Source organism: Paraburkholderia sp. BL6669N2 (genome assembly GCF_003387275.1).
In the GTDB taxonomy this organism is placed as follows: Bacteria; Pseudomonadota; Gammaproteobacteria; order Burkholderiales; family Burkholderiaceae; genus Paraburkholderia.
Genome location: NZ_QUNA01000002.1, coordinates 2,441,724 through 2,456,832 on the forward strand (window position 1 = coordinate 2,441,724; position 15,109 = coordinate 2,456,832).

The following is a 15,109-nucleotide window of genomic DNA, read 5'->3' on the forward strand; positions in this document are numbered from 1 at the left end:
CGGCGCGGCATCCATGCGCACCGGCCGGCGTCATGCCGCGCCGGAGCGCTGAGTCAGCCGGTTAGCCCGCTTCGCTCGCGTGCTCGCCGAGAATCGACTTCGCGTAACGCACGCCGATGCCATAGGCGCTGTGCGCCTTCAGGATGTCCATGCAGCCTTCGTACGTTTCGCTGCGTCCCCAGTCGCGTTGCAGTTCGAACATGTACTGGAAGGAGGTCATCGGCACCGCGCCGGCCTGGATGATGCGTTGCACCGCGCGTTCGTGCGCTTCCGTGGTGATGTCGCCGCATGCGTCGGTCGGCACGTAGATTTCGTAGCCTTCATTGATCATCTGGATGGTCGGGAACGATACGCATACTTCCGTCCACAGGCCGGCGAGCACGATCTTCTTGCGGCCGGTCGCCTCGATGGCCTTGCGGAAGTTCACGTCTTCCCACGAGTTCATCGACGTACGGTCGATCGGCGTGTACTCGGGGAAAACCGATTGCACTTCCGGCACCATGTCGCCGCTGAACGACTTGGCGGCCACCGTGGTCAGGATCGTCGGGACCTTGAAGAGCTTCGAGGCCTTCGCGATTGCCTGGACGTTGTGCAGAATAGTGGTTCGCTCATGCGACGTCGTTCCGAAGAACATCTGCGGCTGGTAGTCGATCAGGGCAACCGCACATGAATCAGGGGTCAAGAGTTCTTTAGGCATTACGGGCTCCGTATTGAATGGACAAAGCATGTCTGAGAGACGTGCCGTGCTCGCTTGAACAGCGAGGAAAACTGGAGCCGAGTCTATCGACGGGGCTTCGCGGAGTCCTTGTGGAAGTCCTTAATCGTTCTTAAAAATGATGACGGTGTGGAGTTGATTGCATTCCTGCAAGCGCTAGTGCGAGGTGTCGCAAGATGGTGTCGGCGCGCGCCGGTAGATCGGCGCACACAAGCAAGCGCATTCAGAAGAATTAAGCAATCTGAAGTTCTCTACAGTGGCTCGCACCGTACGATTGAAAACTGCGATGGCCGCCGCAACGGGCGGCAGCGGCAACGCACACGCAGGCAATGCATCCCACTCACAGCATGGAGAGCGTCACACGATGAACACGGTAACCACGAAAGATGGCACGCGAATCTTCTTCAAGGACTGGGGCACCGGCAAGCCCGTTGTCTTCTCGCACGGCTGGCCGCTCGACGCCGATGCGTGGGACGCGCAAATGCTGTTTCTGGTGCAGAAGGGCTATCGCGTCATCGCTCACGACCGGCGCGGCCACGGCCGCTCGGATCAGCCGTCGCACGGCAACGACATGGACACCTACGCCGACGACCTGGCCGCGGTCATCGATGCACTCGACCTGAAGGACGCGACGCTCGTCGGCCATTCGACGGGCGGCGGCGAGGTGGCCCACTACATCGGCCGCCACGGCACCGCGCGGGTGGCGAAGGCTGTGTTGATCGGCGCCGTTCCGCCGCTCATGCTCAAGACCGAAGGCAATCCGGACGGCCTGCCGATGTCGGTGTTCGACGGCATTCGCGCGAACGTGGCATCGAACCGTTCGCAGTTCTATAAGAACCTTGCCGTGCCGTTCTACGGCTTCAACCGGCCCAATGCCGAAGTCTCGCAAGGCACGATCGACGAGTTCTGGCGCGAAGGCATGCGTGGGTCGATTCAGGGACAGTATGAATGCGTCAAACAATTCTCCGAAGTGGACTACACCGAGGACCTGAAGAAGATCGACGTGCCCACGCTGATCCTGCACGGCGACGACGACCAGATCGTGCCGATCGACGACTCGGCCCGCCTATCGGCGAAGCTGGTGAAAAACGCCACGCTGAAGGTTTATCCGGGCGCACCGCACGGCATGTGCACGACTGAAGCGGTTAAGGTCAACGCCGATCTGCTTGAGTTTCTGCAAAGCTGATTACAGCCGGGGTGCCGCTTGTGGATGCAGCCGCACGGCGCAAGTTGAATACGTTGTAGACGCGGCGCGGCAGCCTGGTGGATTCACTTCGCCGGGCGCCGCGCCGCGTTGTTTTTGCCGGCTCGAATCAGCTGATCCAATATAGGTTGTCGGCGTTTTTGCTTTGCGTTTCTACTCCCCGCCGAATGCCGGTTCAGAATTTCCACGCCGTATTCGCAGGGCGCCACGGTTATCGCGACGGCGCACAGGTGTAATCAAAGGATTACCGGTAGCCGCGCCGCTTATGCGCGGCGGTGCGACAAAGTTGGTGTGACTGCATTACGTTCGCGCCAGAGTTGCATCTCGCGGATTCGATCGGTTGTCATCGGACCCGTTGGCGACGGTCACAATTTCGCATAACGGTCATTGAGATTTACGGCAAGTCCTCGGCTTAGTTTTCACTGAGGATGATTGGCTTGCCACTCGTCACGTCTAATTGCGAGAGTAGTCGTGGACCAGGTCCGGCCCTTGAAGCATCGATCATTGACACGTTCCGACTCGATGCTCATGCCAATCGATTGGCAGAGCTTTATCGCCGCCTTGTTCTCCGAGATTGTTTCCGCGAAGATTCGTTGAACGCCCAGTTCAACGAATCCAAAGGTCAGCAGAGCATCGGTGGCGAAGCGGGCAGTCCCCGTCCTATGCCATCGTCGACCCAATTCGCAACCGATCGATGCGTGCCCTGGGGATTCTATTCGTAGGCCACACGAACCCATCAGATCGCCCGAGCCAGCTACGACCGCCAGTTGGTACTTCGTCCTCGGAGCTTCGCGGCTTTGCGAAATGAATATGCCGAGGAGCTCTTCGGCTTTCTCGGGCGCCGAGTCCTCTTCACTATAAAACCGCTGAAATTTCGGATCGCTGCGAAGTGTCTGGTACTGCGATAAGTCATCCCAGCGGAAATCTCGAAGAAGAATCTCTTTAGTAGATATTGAGGTCATGTCGTAGCGCCGATCTTGTCAGTGGGTGAGCGGTCGTAGATTGTTGACGATGTGAGCCGTTGTGTCGACTGTCCGGAGATGGCCCAACTCTGCCCGACGCTGCCGTACGCAGGACTCTAAAACCGCGCGTCAGGCAGAGGACCGCAGCCGACCCTGAACGGTCTCTCAGGTTTGTCGAAACCTGTCATTCACAGCCCTTGAATTTACCGGACGAATAAACCTAAATCAGCGCAAGTTCATTCGACGCACGCCGACGTTCCTCTACCATTGCTTCGATTAAAGAGGCAAGATCATCTGTGGCCGGATCACGAATCCCTGACGAGCGATGCAATTCGAGATCTGCTGGCGGTAGCGGCGGCAACCCTTCAGCGGCACCCAATACGCGCCAGTTGGACGGCAGCGTACAGCGGTCAATGATCGTCGCCGCCGCACCGTGATTCACGGCCACCTTGATGCCGGTCGGGCTCTGGCTCGTATAGATCACGTGATACGAGCGGTCCAGTGCCGCCAGCGCCTCAAGTCCTCGCTGCCGGTAGCAGCAAGTCTCCGGAAACAACGCGAGCGGCACCGAGGCCTTCCGGTCGAGCACGAAATCCTTGTGCGCCGCCCACACCACATTTTCCCGCCCCAGGCTCCGGCCACCCGTCGTCGAACCGTGCCGCACGACGAGTGCGAGATCCAGCTCGCCCGCCTGCAACCGCTCCAGCAATTCGAGCGACATCCGGCAATGGATGTGCGGCCGCGCACCTGGTCGCAGCTCATAAAATTTCTTCAGCAGATCCGGTAGCCACAGTTCGGCGTAATCCTCAGGCAGTCCAAAACGGATCACGCCTTCGCGGCTGCTCCGGTTTAGTGCAGCGATCGCTTCGTTTTGCACCTGAATAATGCGCCGCGCGTGAATCAGGAAGTTCTCCCCGTCGCGCGATAGCGCGAGACGCCGGCTGTTGCGCAAGAACATGTGTGTTTCGAGACGCTCTTCTAGGGTGCGAATCCGCAGACTGATAGTGGATTGTGTGCGATGCAGTTGCTTTGCGGCAGCGGTGAAGCCGCCACTGTCAACGACAGCGACGAATGCACGCACCAGTTCGGGGTCCAGAGAGCTGAGTTTGGACCAATCGGGTCCGCTGATGGCTGCCATCGGAATTACTCGCTTTCCAAAGAAATTTGGCGATCAAAACATGAGGACGTCGGTGAGCTGATTGTTGTCGAAAACAATTCAGCTCACAAATCAACCTTCGAACCACAAAACTGGAGCCGCACCGTGTCAGCCAGCCTGCCTCTTGCCGACGCCGAATGTACCGATCTGGGCGATATAGTCGATACCGAGCGTTATCCGTTGCACGATCCAGACCACCCCCGCATGCGTGAGCTCGTCGCAAGCTGCCGGGCGCATCTTGCCGGCAACGGCAGCGCCGTGCTGCACGGTTTTCTGCGTTCGGCTGCTTTGGAGCAGGCTCGCGCCGAAGGGTTGGCGCTCGCCAGGAAGACGTACTTTTCGAGCCGCAAGGTCAACGCGTATTTCACCGCGGACGATCCGTCTTTGCCCGAGGGCGATCCGCGCCGCGTGTTCATGGACCGTACCAGCGGCTTCGTCACGCGCGACTTGATTCCGGGCGACGCGATCATTCACCGCATCTACGTGGCTCACGCCATGAAACGCTTTGTCGCGGCTTGCCTTGGCGAAGAGCGTATCTGGGAATACGCCGACCCGTATGCAGGCCTTGTACAGAACGTCATGCCGCCGGGCACCGAACAGCCGTGGCACTACGACACCAATGAATTCATCGTTTCGATGATGACGCAACAGCCCAACGCGGGCGGCGATTTCGAGTACTGCCCGAACATCCGTTCTCCTGGCGGCGAGAACTACGGCGGCGTCGGCGCGGTGGTACGCGGCGAAACTCGTGCGCCGATCAACGTCATTACGCTGCAGCCGGGCGACCTGCAACTGTTCAAGGGCCGTTTCTCATTGCACCGCGTGACGCTTGTGCAAGGTGAGATTGACCGTCATACCGCGATCTTCGCGTATTCGAAGAAGCCTGGCGTGATTGGGCGGCTGGAGCGTACCCGCCAGCTCTATGGACGCGTGTCCGAGATGCATCTGGAAGCCGAACAAAAACTGGTCCGTGCCGACAATCTTGTCGATTGAAGTCGCGTTCAAGTCCCTGCCGAAGCCGCTGCGGTAAACCTCGTCGTTCCCAATACTTATAACGCGCTCTCACAAACACCATGACAATTCTTCGCCCGACTCATCGCCCGGAAGATTGCGAACCAACTGCGGAAGAAATTGCGCAGATCCAGCGCGACCGGCTCGCCGCCGTGCGCCGCGAACTCAGGAAGCGCGACCTCACCGCCGCGATCCTTTTCGATCCCACGCACATGCGCTACGCAACCGGTTCGCGCAACATGCAGGTCTATTCGATGCGTAATCCTGCGCGCTATGTGTTCGTGCCCGCCGAAGGCAAGGTGGTTTTGTTCGAATACGCAGGCTGCGATTTTCTGGCTGAAGGACTCGACACGGTTGACGAGGTACGGCCCGCCACGGCGATTTCCTACTACTTCTGCGACGATATGCTCGGCCGCGTTACCGAACGCTGGGCCGACGAAATGGACGAGCTGGTAAAGCAGTGCGGCGGCGGCAAACGCATCGCAATCGAAAGCGCGACCTCGGCAGCGGCGTTCGCGTTGCAGGCACGCGGCTACCAGATCTCCGACGCACAGGAACCGCTCGAGCGCGCTCGGGCGATCAAGGTGCCCAACGAGATCAAGATGATCCGCTCGTCGCTGCGCGCGGCCGAAGAAGGCGTGCGCAAGCTGGAAGCTGCGCTCGTGCCCGGCATCAGCGAAAACGAACTGTGGTCGCATCTGCACAAGCACATCATCGAGACTGACGGCGACTATGTTGAAACGCGGCTCATCAGTTCGGGGCCGCGAACGAACCCGTGGTTCCAGGAAAGCAGTCCGCGCAAGATTCAGGCAGGCGAACTGGTTGGCCTTGATACCGACGTGGTGGGGCGCTTCGGCTATTACGCCGATTTTTCACGCACCTTTCTGTGCGGCGACGGTCCCGCAACACCCGCGCAAAAGAATCTCTACCGCCTCGCTTACGAGCAGGTCCATTCGAACATGGAAAATGTGCGCGCCGGCACGACCTTCCAGGAGTTCATCGCCAAGGCCTGGAAAATCCCCGGTCCGTATCAGGCACGCCGCTACTTCGCCCTCGCGCATGGCGTGGGCATGACCGGAGAATATCCGTACATCGTTCATCGCGAAGACAACGAAGCAAAAGGTTACGACGGCGTGATCGAGCCGGGCATGACGCTGTGCATCGAGAGTTATATCGGCCACGAAGACGGCGGCGAAGGCGTCAAACTGGAAGAACAGGTGTACGTACGTGACGATGGCCATGTCGAACTGTTGTCCGACTATCCATTCGAAAACCGCCTGCTCGCCTGATTTTCAAGCACCTACGGCTGCTTGGTGAGCACAAAGGCGGCCTTCCCTGATCCAGGAGTTGAATATCTATGAATAAGTGGCTGAAAACGGCATTGCTAGTTCTTGCGATGTGTCATATATCAGCGGCCGCTGCCGGGCCGAAGGACACGCCGATCACGATTGGCGTGAACAACTGGGCGGAGAACATTGCAGTCGCGAATCTATGGAAAGTTTTGCTCACGCAGAGGGGCTACACGGTCAACCTGCAACCGGGCGACAAGGCAATCATCTATAGTGGCGTCGCACAAGGAAAGCTAGACCTGACTTTCGAGGTATGGCTGCCGTCGGCCGACGCCGCCCCCTACGACAATGTGAAGGCCCGCGTGGAAAAAATCGGCCCTTGGTTCGATAAAGCGCAACTGGGTTTGGCCGTGCCGGATTACGTAAAGATCGACAGCGTCGATCAGTTGAATGACCAGGCAGCTCAGTTTATGCACGATGGCCACGCTACGATCTTCGGCATCGAATCGGGCAGCGGGCTGATGAAGCTGACGGCGAAGGCGAAGACGGACTACAGCCTGAATTACTCGGTGCTGGCGTCGTCGGAGGCGGCTATGCTACTCCAGTTAGCGCGCGCCGAACAGGGACACGAGCCGATCGTGGTAACACTGTGGAATCCCCATTGGGTGTGGGCGAAGTATCCGATGCACTATCTGAAAGATCCGAAGGGCACATTCGGCGCGCCGGATGCGATTTATTGCATCGCTGCATCACATTTCTCGCATGACTATCCGGATCCGTCGCGCTGGCTGCATCAGTGGAAGATGGATGACCAGACGCTTGGCTCGCTTATGGACGATATTCGGACGGGAGGCGAGGCCACGCCGGAAAAAGGTGTAGCGGTGTGGATCGGCAAGAATCGTTCGCTAGTAGCGCAATGGTTCAAGTAGCCGTGGCGTTGATGTAAAACCTACCCGTTCGTCATGCAATCGCGACGACGCCAGCCATCACGATGTCACGCGACTATTGTCCCGGATCGACGCCATCCCGCCGATCCGGGAGCCGAGGTGGCTGCCCCTGTTGCCGTTCAGATTTACTGCTAGCCATGATCACAGATACTGCTAGCGACGAAAACTTCGAAAGCCTCTCAGGAAAGACAGTGCGCGATTTTTGGCTGAAACAGTCTGCGCTGCATTGTCGCAACAAAGTAAGCGATCGATAAACGACGCCTTTCAGTCATCGAACGTGTAAGAACGTTCTGATAATCTTCGCCTCTCATTCTCGCTCACCAGGAGCAATGACATGCGTTGGATACTGATTGTTGTACTGGCAATCGTATGCCCGTGCTCCGCGCTAGCCGCCCCAGCCGCTTTTTACGCAGGCGTAATCCGTCTCACGGTGGCGGGCGAGGCGGCTCCTTACGACGCGGTCGTCTTTTACCCTACGCTTGAACGTGAGGTTCCGTGGCAAGCGGGTCCGTTCACCGTCGAGGCAACGCGCAATGCTTCGCCCGCACCGGATAGTCGCTTCCCGGTCGTATTGATCTCACACGGGCGAGGTGGCGGCCCCCTCAGCCACCGTGAATTGGCTAGCGTTCTGGCTCGCGCCGGGTTTATCGCCGTCTTGCCGACCCACGTTGGTGACGCTTCAGGTTATCCCCGAGCGCCATCGCAAGCCCAGATTCTGATCGATCGCCCCCGGCAGGCAGAGGCCGCGCTCAATGCAGTCCTCACAGATCCACGGTTTTCGGCAAGCGCCGACGCCGGACGAATCGGCATGATCGGATACTCGGCAGGTGGCTACACGGCGCTGATTCTGGCGGGAGCGAAACCCGACTTTGCGTCCGCCAGTGCATACTGCGCGAGCCACGATGATCCCGGATCGTGTCCGCGTTTAGCGTCCGGCAATGGTACGAACGGCGCCCAGGATAAAACGGCCGTACCCAACCAATTGGTAAGCTGGCAACCGCCCGTTGATCGTCGCCTGAAGGCCTTGGTGCTGATGGATCCATTGGCCATGATGTTTGAGGCGCCTGGCTTGTCCGCTGTACGCGTACCGACGATGCTCTATCGACCGCAGGACGACAGCTATCTTGGTTCTGCGAGAAACTCGCTCGCCGTTATGTCAGGCTTGCCCACACCGCCTGCAACCCACATCGTGCCAGGCAATCACTTCGTTTTCATTGATCCTTGTCCGGCCTCGGTCGCAGTCAGTGCGGCGCTGATCTGCCAGGATGCGCCCGGGATCGATCGGGTGGAGATTCACCGACAGATCGATCAGGAGGTCGTGAACTTCTTACGAGCAAATCTATAACTCATGGGGGATGAACTGACATGGCCCACGGCATGAGCGCCGCATAGTCGTCGGCGGTCGCAGCAAGGGGCAACTTCTCGAACAGCGAGACGGCAACAAAAGTGGGACCGATGTTCACCAATCCGCGAGCGCGTTTGCCAAGTTTCCCCTGCCCTGCGCGTCTGACACGATTATCGACGATTCACGAGATACACTTGAGCGACCGTTCATGGGCCGAACTGTGCCTCATCTCTCGGCACCCGATGCGTGCTGTGACAGCAGATGGTTGAAGAATACCGACTCTATGCTACGAGCGTTGAACTGTGCATCCGAATTCATCTCGGCCAATGGTGGGACCGGCAGCCTTCCAAGCTGAGTTCCCATTGCCGAATTGCGGCCGTCTGCGTATCCGCACCCGACCGTCGCGGAAAAACTCGAGTTTGCGAATTTCATAGCGTTCGTTGTCAAGCTGCGAGACCAGTCGAATCGGCTCCGTCTCGAAACCATGTGTCCATGCAACATCGATAAATATCGGCTGAAACGCCTCGTCCATCTGTTTCTCCCTGTGGGCTTGCCGCTGCTAGCTTTGAAACCGTCATTGTCGACGATTCGTGCAGTGGAGTCGAAGGACCGTTCATGGCCGACACGGGGCAGCACCGCGGCAGACCGATGCTGCACTCATTGGGCGACGAGCTGATAGAACGCCCATACTCCCGCCGAAACTTCCGCCGCAGCAAAGCGAACGACGCCGATGGCTTCCCAAGACTCTATCGCAACTTCCTAGACGGTGAGACTGCGATTCTCGACGATGTTCGCCAAGAGGGCGAATGTCCCTTCATGGCCGATGCTGTTGAAAAAGTCGCTGCCCTGCTTTTTCAACTCGGCGGTGAAAAATCGACCTCTCAGATCGGTCGACAAACCGCTCGCGAATGCCGGCTAAGGGTAAGACGACCCCTAAAAACCTTGTGCGGGAGACGTCAACGACTTTTTCAACAGCATCGGCCGGATTCTGTCCGACGATGCTCGGCGGGAGTCGGCCCCTTCCCGTCCCCAGTTAGTTTCTGCGAATGCCGCCACTGCGCTCCAGAGCGACCGTTCTGCTCCGCCGCCGCTCGAACGCAACTAGACGTCACCGATTTGTGTCCCCGCCTGTCCATGCTCACAAAGGACTGTTCTGCGCATATTGAGCGAGCCGCTTGTCGATCCATCCCCGGTTCCTGGTGGCTTGTCACCCTTACCAGGTGCTATGTTAAGCACTGCGGGAATAATGGCGAAAATCAGTGATGGGACAGGAATAATGGCGAAAATTATCAATCTCTATCGCTATCCAATCAAGGGCCTCTCTCCCGAGCCCTTGACGGAAATGGCCGTCAGCCAAGGGCAAGGACTGTCCTTCGACCGCGCATTCGCGCTGGCGCTCGGCACGACGCGTTTTGATCCGGAAGCCCCCGAGCCGCTCGACAAGGGCCATTTCCTGATGCTGCGCAAGAATGAAAAGCTTGCCGCGCTGGCGACACGGCTGGATCCAGAGACCGGCACGCTGACCATTCGCTATCGCGGTGAGCTTGTGCTTGAGGCGGCGACGACGAGTGCTGCGGGCCGCGAGGCGATCGAGGATTTCATGGCGGCTTATCTGGGCGAAGCGACTGAAGGCCGCCCCCGCCTGGTCTCGGCCGCAGGCCACAAATTCACGGATGTCGGCGTGGTCTCGCCGGTCATGATGAAAGCGATCTCGGTGATCAACCTGGCCTCCGTGCGGGCGCTTGAGGAGGCGACCGGGACTTCCGTGCACCCCCTGCGGTTCCGCGCCAACATCTATCTCGACGGCGTGCCTGCCTGGGCGGAGCTCAACTGGCTCGGTCGGGAAGTCGAGATTGGCGGGGTACGCTTTCGCGGGGCCCTACCGACGCGGCGCTGTGCCGCCATCAACGTCAACCCCGAGACCGCCACACGCGATGCCAATCTGCCGAAAGCGATCATGCAGCATTTCGGCCACGCCGATCTGGGCATTTATCTTGAGGTGCTGAGCGACGGCGTCTGTTCAATCGGCGATGCGGTGACGGTCGCGGCCGCCTGACGAGGCCGGAGGGGTAATCAGGGTTTCGAGATTCTGTTCGTCGGACCAGCGCTTTACTCCCGGCTTCCTTCGGATTCCAGGTTGCCCGCAGCACCGTTACCTTTCGCTAACTTCCCCTTGTCGGGCCCGACGCGGTTTGGCCGAACCCGGAAGTTCGTCGCAAGCCGCACCGCCAACGGCGGCGAACTTCGGCTGTCGATCCGTATCAGCCGTCGGGAACGGTGCGGCATCAAGGGCCGCGGCTGATGATCTTCGGACCTTGCTTCGCTCCGGTTCACAGCCTGTGTGGGCCACGCGATGTCATCTTCAGATCGTCCTCCTCGCGCACTACCATTCCTTTACGATCCGATGATCTTGACGCGATTTGACGGCACTCGGCAGTGCTATGCCGCGGCGCCCAATCGGGCCGCAAACCCTCATCTGCGCGAAATCTGTGTGAGATACGGAATAACTCCGAATCTGACAGGTTCACTCCAATGAGACACCTGTTCATAACAACGGGAGAACCATCGTGCGTACCCCAAGCCCCCGTACCGTGCTGACGATCCTGAGCGTCGTCATTGTTCTGGCGATCTCGGCGCTTTGCGACTCACCTGCCTTCACTGCCGGCTTACAGACCGACGGTACGTCCAACGAAACCCCCTTCCTGGCGGAGAACAATACCGCCATGACAAGGATGATGGACGGCATGTCGACGAGACCGACAGGCAACGTTGATCGCGATTTTGTCGCAATGATGGTGCCTCACCATCAAGGTGCCATCGACATGGCGCAGGCCGAACTGCGTTACGGTCACAACGAACAGTTACGCCGCATCGCGCAAGAGATCGTCGTCGAGCAACAACAGGAAATTGTCGCCATGCGCGTCGCACTCGGGCAGCCATTGCCGCCACCTGCCGCCGCCCCGGACCAGCAAAAGCCGGCGTCTATGCCTGTCGCACCTGTTCACCGGACGTCCGACCACGGCATGCAAATGAACACGCCAAACCCTATGCAGGAGGACCGGCAATGAAACGCCAATCAAGAATCACCATCGCGTTGTCTGCAGCCATGCTGGTGGCGACTCAGCTCGCGTGCGCTGGGCAGGCCCCTGGATCGCAGTCCGATCCTGACATTCCCGTAAGCCATCACGACCGCGTTTACGCCGCTGAGCAGTTTTCGAACACGGTGTCGGTGATCGACCCGGCCGACACCACGCTGCTCGGCCTGATTCGGCTCGGCGATCCCTCGCCGGGCAATTTCAGTCCGTTGTATAAAGGTCAATTACTTGTGCACGGCATGGGTTTCTCGCCGGACCATCACACGATTGCGGTTGTCTCGATCGGATCGAACTCGGTTTCATTCATCGACACGCAGACTAACGCCGTCAAGCATGTCACCTACGTTGGCCGCTCGCCTCACGAGGCTTTCTTCACGCCCGATGGAAAGGAGGTCTGGGTGACCGTGCGTGGTGAAAACTACGTCGCGGTACTTGACGGAAAAACGTATGAGGAGAAAACACGCATTACTGTCCCGGCTGGCCCCGGAATGCAGATATTCTCACCGGACGGGAAATACGGTTATGTCTGTTCGTCCTTCAACCCGGAGATCGAGGTGGTGTCCGTGGCCGACCACAAGATCGTCGGCACGGTCCAGCAGGCCAGCCCTTTTTGTCCCGACCTGGCGGCGACGCCCGACGGCAAGCAGGTCTGGTTCACGCTCAAGGACACCGGCAAGGTCCAGGTGTTCGATGCAAGGCCGCCATTTGCGCTGATCAGGACACTCGACACAGGCCCAATCACGAATCACGTGAACATCGTACATAACGACAAGGGCACGTTCGCGTACGTCTCCGTTGGGGGCCTGAATGTGATCAAGGTGTTTCGAACTGACAACTTTTCGCAGGTCGCGACGATACCTGTCGGCAACTTGCCGCACGGGCTCTGGCCGTCGGGCGACGGCAGCCGCATCTATGTCGGGCTGGAGAACGCCGACGCGATGACTGCGATCGACACACTGAGCAACAAGGTCATCGCGACTGTGCCCATTGGCCAGGCGCCGCAGGCCGTCACCTATGTGCCGAATGCGGTGCCGGAAGGTGATGGTACGCAGAATCTGCAGACGTTGGGCCTCGCTGGTCAGAGCGTCCACCTTGCACTGGTGCCGGTGGGCGCGGGCAAGACGGCGGACGCCACCCATGCACCTACGACTGTCGCGTTGTTCGACCAGGGCTTGGTGCAGGTTCTCCAGGCCGCTGTCACTGGTCTTCAACCGAAGCAGCCCTATGTTCTAGGTCTTGCCGATAACCCCGATGGCACGGGTGACCTGCAAGTGCTCGCGAATTTCATGTCCAATCCGGCCGGCTCGGCGATCGTCAATGCTCTCGGGCAGATTCGCCAACTGGTCACACCAGGAATGGGCCATGCCGCTGACAAGCGCCGCTACCTCGTTGTCGCCCCGCAAGCGTCGGGTAAGCCTGGTGCCCCCGTACAGGTCCAGTCGCCGTAACCGGTTCCGCCGCCACGTCTCGTTCGCGGCGGCGGAACGGTGTGCGGTGCGGCTATCTGATTCTGGTAGTCACGGGAGCGATCCCGTCGCGGCGGCGAATTGAATGACCTGCTCCTGAGTGGAACAGACGCCGGAACGTCTGAGCGACGGTAAGAGGGAACGACGCTTCATGGCCAGGTCCTGCCGGTTGGGGATTCGCAGGACATGACCCGTTCGAATCAGTCCCGCTTCGCAATCACACCTCCGCTACACGACAATCATCTCGGCGGAGTGGTAACGTCGTGTCGACAGAACCCCGCGTTTGTAAGGTCCCTGTGCCACACTTTGATGTCAACCTATCGTCGACGCAGGTGAATGCGATGGATCAGCTACATACTGCCATGACTGCCCCCATTCTTTGCGCCGACTCGGCGGTATGGTTTTCCGCCTATGGGTTCGGCTGGGGATACTGCGCTTTCGCGCTGCCGTTTGAAGTCGTTAGTGAAGAGCTTGGCGCTCGCAATGAAACCGTCCAACAGGTGCGACTCGCGTTCGAGTTGAACAAACGCCGAATTCTAAGTACCGTGCAACAGTATGAAGCAGCATCTGCAACAGGCGAGCGCATAACGCTCTCGGTCGCGGATCTTCAGCGCCGGACGCCCGAACTCGTTTACTTCGGAGCATAAATGCCGACAGACCGCGCTTGGCCGACCTCTGCCTGACGGCGATCGGCCGCGCGCGACCCAAACCAGCCAGTCGAGCTTCAGTGCTCTCAAGGGCAGCTGATGGAAGCTCAGCGGTCATCCACGCTTACGCGGGAGCCAACGTATCTCAGTTGGACGCCAAACCAGAGCCGGCGGGGGCGCCGCCTACGGTTGCGTTGACATGAGTGAGTGGGTCCAGGTCGGCCTGGCCGGTCAGCGAGGTCGCTGGCCTTTGCTCAATTGAACGCTATATGCGTGATTCTGAACATCTCCTTCCACCGCCACAGCGAGATGTCCACCATCGAGCGCGATGTCGCTGTCCGTTGCCGTCACGTTCGGCGCATAGCTGAAATGCGGAACCGTTTGGATGGCATACCAATACGGGTCCGCCGGATGAAACCTGAGATCGACCCGCAGAGTTCTCATATCGATTCGCAAATCGACGGAGTCGGTCAGAAACCCGCCAAAAAACCCCTGGTCGTCAGGTGGCTGCGGAGGCCGGGACGGATCATCAAGCTTGAGCCGCGTGTGGAAAGCCGTACCTTGCAAGGTAGCCGGGAATTCTACGAACGAATTGAGTATTTTGAACGATTGCGGAGGAATGTAGTGCACTGTTCCGTCGTAGGTCACTCCTTGCAGTATGAATGCATCGCCCGCGTCCTCCATAACCCTTGCGACGATGTAATTCTGGACAGACAAGTTGGCCCACTCGACGAGGTCATCAACTGAAAGACTCATGTGCCGCTCCCTGATCTCCAATCTGCTAGGTACATAGGCCGCCGCTTTCGGTGCCGCGTGACCGTTTTATAGGCTGGCTGCGAAACCCTGACAGACAAAAGTCAGGCGGAATATGCCACGTGCCTAGTGGCCAATCCCCTCGATCTCCCCCGGCACTGACGGCGCCGAAAACGCATCCAGCCGACCGGCGGCGCGCATCACGACAGGCGCGCAACACCGCGAGGTGGCTGAAATCCTAGCGAAGCCCGCACCTCGATCGCGGGGCCGAACTTCCGTAAGCGTTAAGGGTTATTGGACGTCTGCCCTCATTCACATGGCCGCGAGTCTGCCGCGGCGCCTGCGGGCAGGCGTCGGATAAGCCTCGAGGGAGGAAACCGCGGAGTGGTCCGGGACGCTCGGGATTCCGGGCGGCTATGGCGATTGATGGTCCGGCATCCTCAGCATTGCTGGAGGAAGGCGGCTCGAACAGGATGCTGGAAGAGCCCAGACGTCGTGACGATGCGATGCACTGGTGCG

Annotated in this window: 15 protein-coding genes; 9 read left to right on the top strand and 6 right to left on the bottom strand. The window is 59.2% G+C overall.

Annotated features, from left to right (window positions below):
- Positions 1 to 61: 61 nt before the first annotated feature.
- On the bottom strand, positions 62 to 697 hold the full coding sequence (locus B0G80_RS33435) for a hydrolase (RefSeq protein WP_106286221.1): 636 nt from the start codon (positions 695 to 697) through the stop codon (positions 62 to 64).
- A gap of 304 nt (positions 698 to 1,001) precedes the next feature.
- On the opposite strand from B0G80_RS33435, the gene B0G80_RS33440 reads away from it, so the two are divergent.
- Complete coding sequence (locus tag B0G80_RS33440) at positions 1,002 to 1,901, top strand: alpha/beta fold hydrolase (protein ID WP_408968762.1); 900 nt, start codon at positions 1,002 to 1,004, stop codon at positions 1,899 to 1,901.
- A 437-nt stretch (positions 1,902 to 2,338) separates the two neighbouring features.
- Here B0G80_RS33440 and B0G80_RS33445 read toward each other — a convergent pair whose 3' ends face one another.
- On the bottom strand, positions 2,339 to 2,881 hold the full coding sequence (locus B0G80_RS33445; RefSeq protein ID WP_116122105.1) for a GNAT family N-acetyltransferase: 543 nt from the start codon (positions 2,879 to 2,881) through the stop codon (positions 2,339 to 2,341).
- A gap of 220 nt (positions 2,882 to 3,101) precedes the next feature.
- Positions 3,102 to 4,019 carry a LysR substrate-binding domain-containing protein gene (locus B0G80_RS33450; protein ID WP_106286229.1) on the bottom strand — a complete coding sequence of 306 codons (918 nt, stop codon included), beginning with the start codon at positions 4,017 to 4,019 and terminating at the stop codon, positions 3,102 to 3,104.
- Here B0G80_RS33450 and B0G80_RS33455 point away from each other — a divergent pair.
- The 4 genes from B0G80_RS33455 to B0G80_RS33470 all read left to right on the top strand — a co-directional run bounded on the left by B0G80_RS33455 (position 3,906) and on the right by B0G80_RS33470 (position 8,629).
- Entirely contained in the window at positions 3,906 to 5,030 is a 1,125-nt protein-coding gene (locus B0G80_RS33455; RefSeq protein WP_219907333.1) for a hypothetical protein, read from the top strand. The genes B0G80_RS33450 and B0G80_RS33455 overlap by 114 nt on opposite strands.
- Positions 5,031 to 5,110: 80 nt before the next feature.
- The gene (locus B0G80_RS33460) at positions 5,111 to 6,337 is read left to right on the top strand and encodes a Xaa-Pro peptidase family protein (protein ID WP_116122106.1); all 1,227 of its coding nucleotides are present in this window, start codon (positions 5,111 to 5,113) and stop codon (positions 6,335 to 6,337) included.
- Positions 6,338 to 6,405: 68 nt separating this feature from the next.
- Positions 6,406 to 7,266, top strand: coding sequence for a glycine betaine ABC transporter substrate-binding protein (locus B0G80_RS33465; RefSeq protein WP_116122107.1), 861 nt, complete (start codon positions 6,406 to 6,408; stop codon positions 7,264 to 7,266).
- Positions 7,267 to 7,618: 352 nt separating this feature from the next.
- Positions 7,619 to 8,629 (top strand): dienelactone hydrolase family protein, encoded by a 1,011-nt coding sequence (locus tag B0G80_RS33470; RefSeq protein ID WP_116122108.1) that lies wholly within the window; start codon positions 7,619 to 7,621, stop codon positions 8,627 to 8,629.
- Positions 8,630 to 8,915: 286 nt separating this feature from the next.
- On the opposite strand, the gene B0G80_RS33475 is transcribed toward B0G80_RS33470, so the two are convergent.
- Both B0G80_RS33475 and B0G80_RS46160 read right to left on the bottom strand, forming a co-directional pair.
- A complete protein-coding gene (locus B0G80_RS33475) occupies positions 8,916 to 9,161 on the bottom strand; it encodes a DUF6881 domain-containing protein (RefSeq protein ID WP_116122109.1) in 246 nt (81 codons plus the stop codon).
- A 227-nt stretch (positions 9,162 to 9,388) separates the two neighbouring features.
- A complete protein-coding gene (locus B0G80_RS46160) occupies positions 9,389 to 9,526 on the bottom strand; it encodes a hypothetical protein (RefSeq protein ID WP_181920113.1) in 138 nt (45 codons plus the stop codon).
- A 379-nt stretch (positions 9,527 to 9,905) separates the two neighbouring features.
- On the opposite strand from B0G80_RS46160, the gene B0G80_RS33480 reads away from it, so the two are divergent.
- The 4 genes from B0G80_RS33480 (at position 9,906) to B0G80_RS33495 (ending at position 13,837) form a co-directional block, all read left to right on the top strand.
- Positions 9,906 to 10,685 carry an MOSC domain-containing protein gene (locus B0G80_RS33480; protein ID WP_116122110.1) on the top strand — a complete coding sequence of 260 codons (780 nt, stop codon included), beginning with the start codon at positions 9,906 to 9,908 and terminating at the stop codon, positions 10,683 to 10,685.
- A 511-nt stretch (positions 10,686 to 11,196) separates the two neighbouring features.
- Positions 11,197 to 11,697 (top strand): DUF305 domain-containing protein, encoded by a 501-nt coding sequence (locus B0G80_RS33485; protein WP_116122111.1) that lies wholly within the window; start codon positions 11,197 to 11,199, stop codon positions 11,695 to 11,697.
- A gap of 38 nt (positions 11,698 to 11,735) precedes the next feature.
- Positions 11,736 to 13,172 (top strand): YncE family protein, encoded by a 1,437-nt coding sequence (locus B0G80_RS33490; protein WP_408968767.1) that lies wholly within the window; start codon positions 11,736 to 11,738, stop codon positions 13,170 to 13,172.
- A 359-nt stretch (positions 13,173 to 13,531) separates the two neighbouring features.
- The gene (locus B0G80_RS33495) at positions 13,532 to 13,837 is read left to right on the top strand and encodes a hypothetical protein (RefSeq protein ID WP_241974887.1); all 306 of its coding nucleotides are present in this window, start codon (positions 13,532 to 13,534) and stop codon (positions 13,835 to 13,837) included.
- A 231-nt stretch (positions 13,838 to 14,068) separates the two neighbouring features.
- Here the strand turns inward: B0G80_RS33495 and B0G80_RS33500 are convergent, their stop codons facing one another.
- Positions 14,069 to 14,593 carry a hypothetical protein gene (locus B0G80_RS33500; protein WP_116122113.1) on the bottom strand — a complete coding sequence of 175 codons (525 nt, stop codon included), beginning with the start codon at positions 14,591 to 14,593 and terminating at the stop codon, positions 14,069 to 14,071.
- Positions 14,594 to 15,109 lie beyond the last annotated feature (516 nt).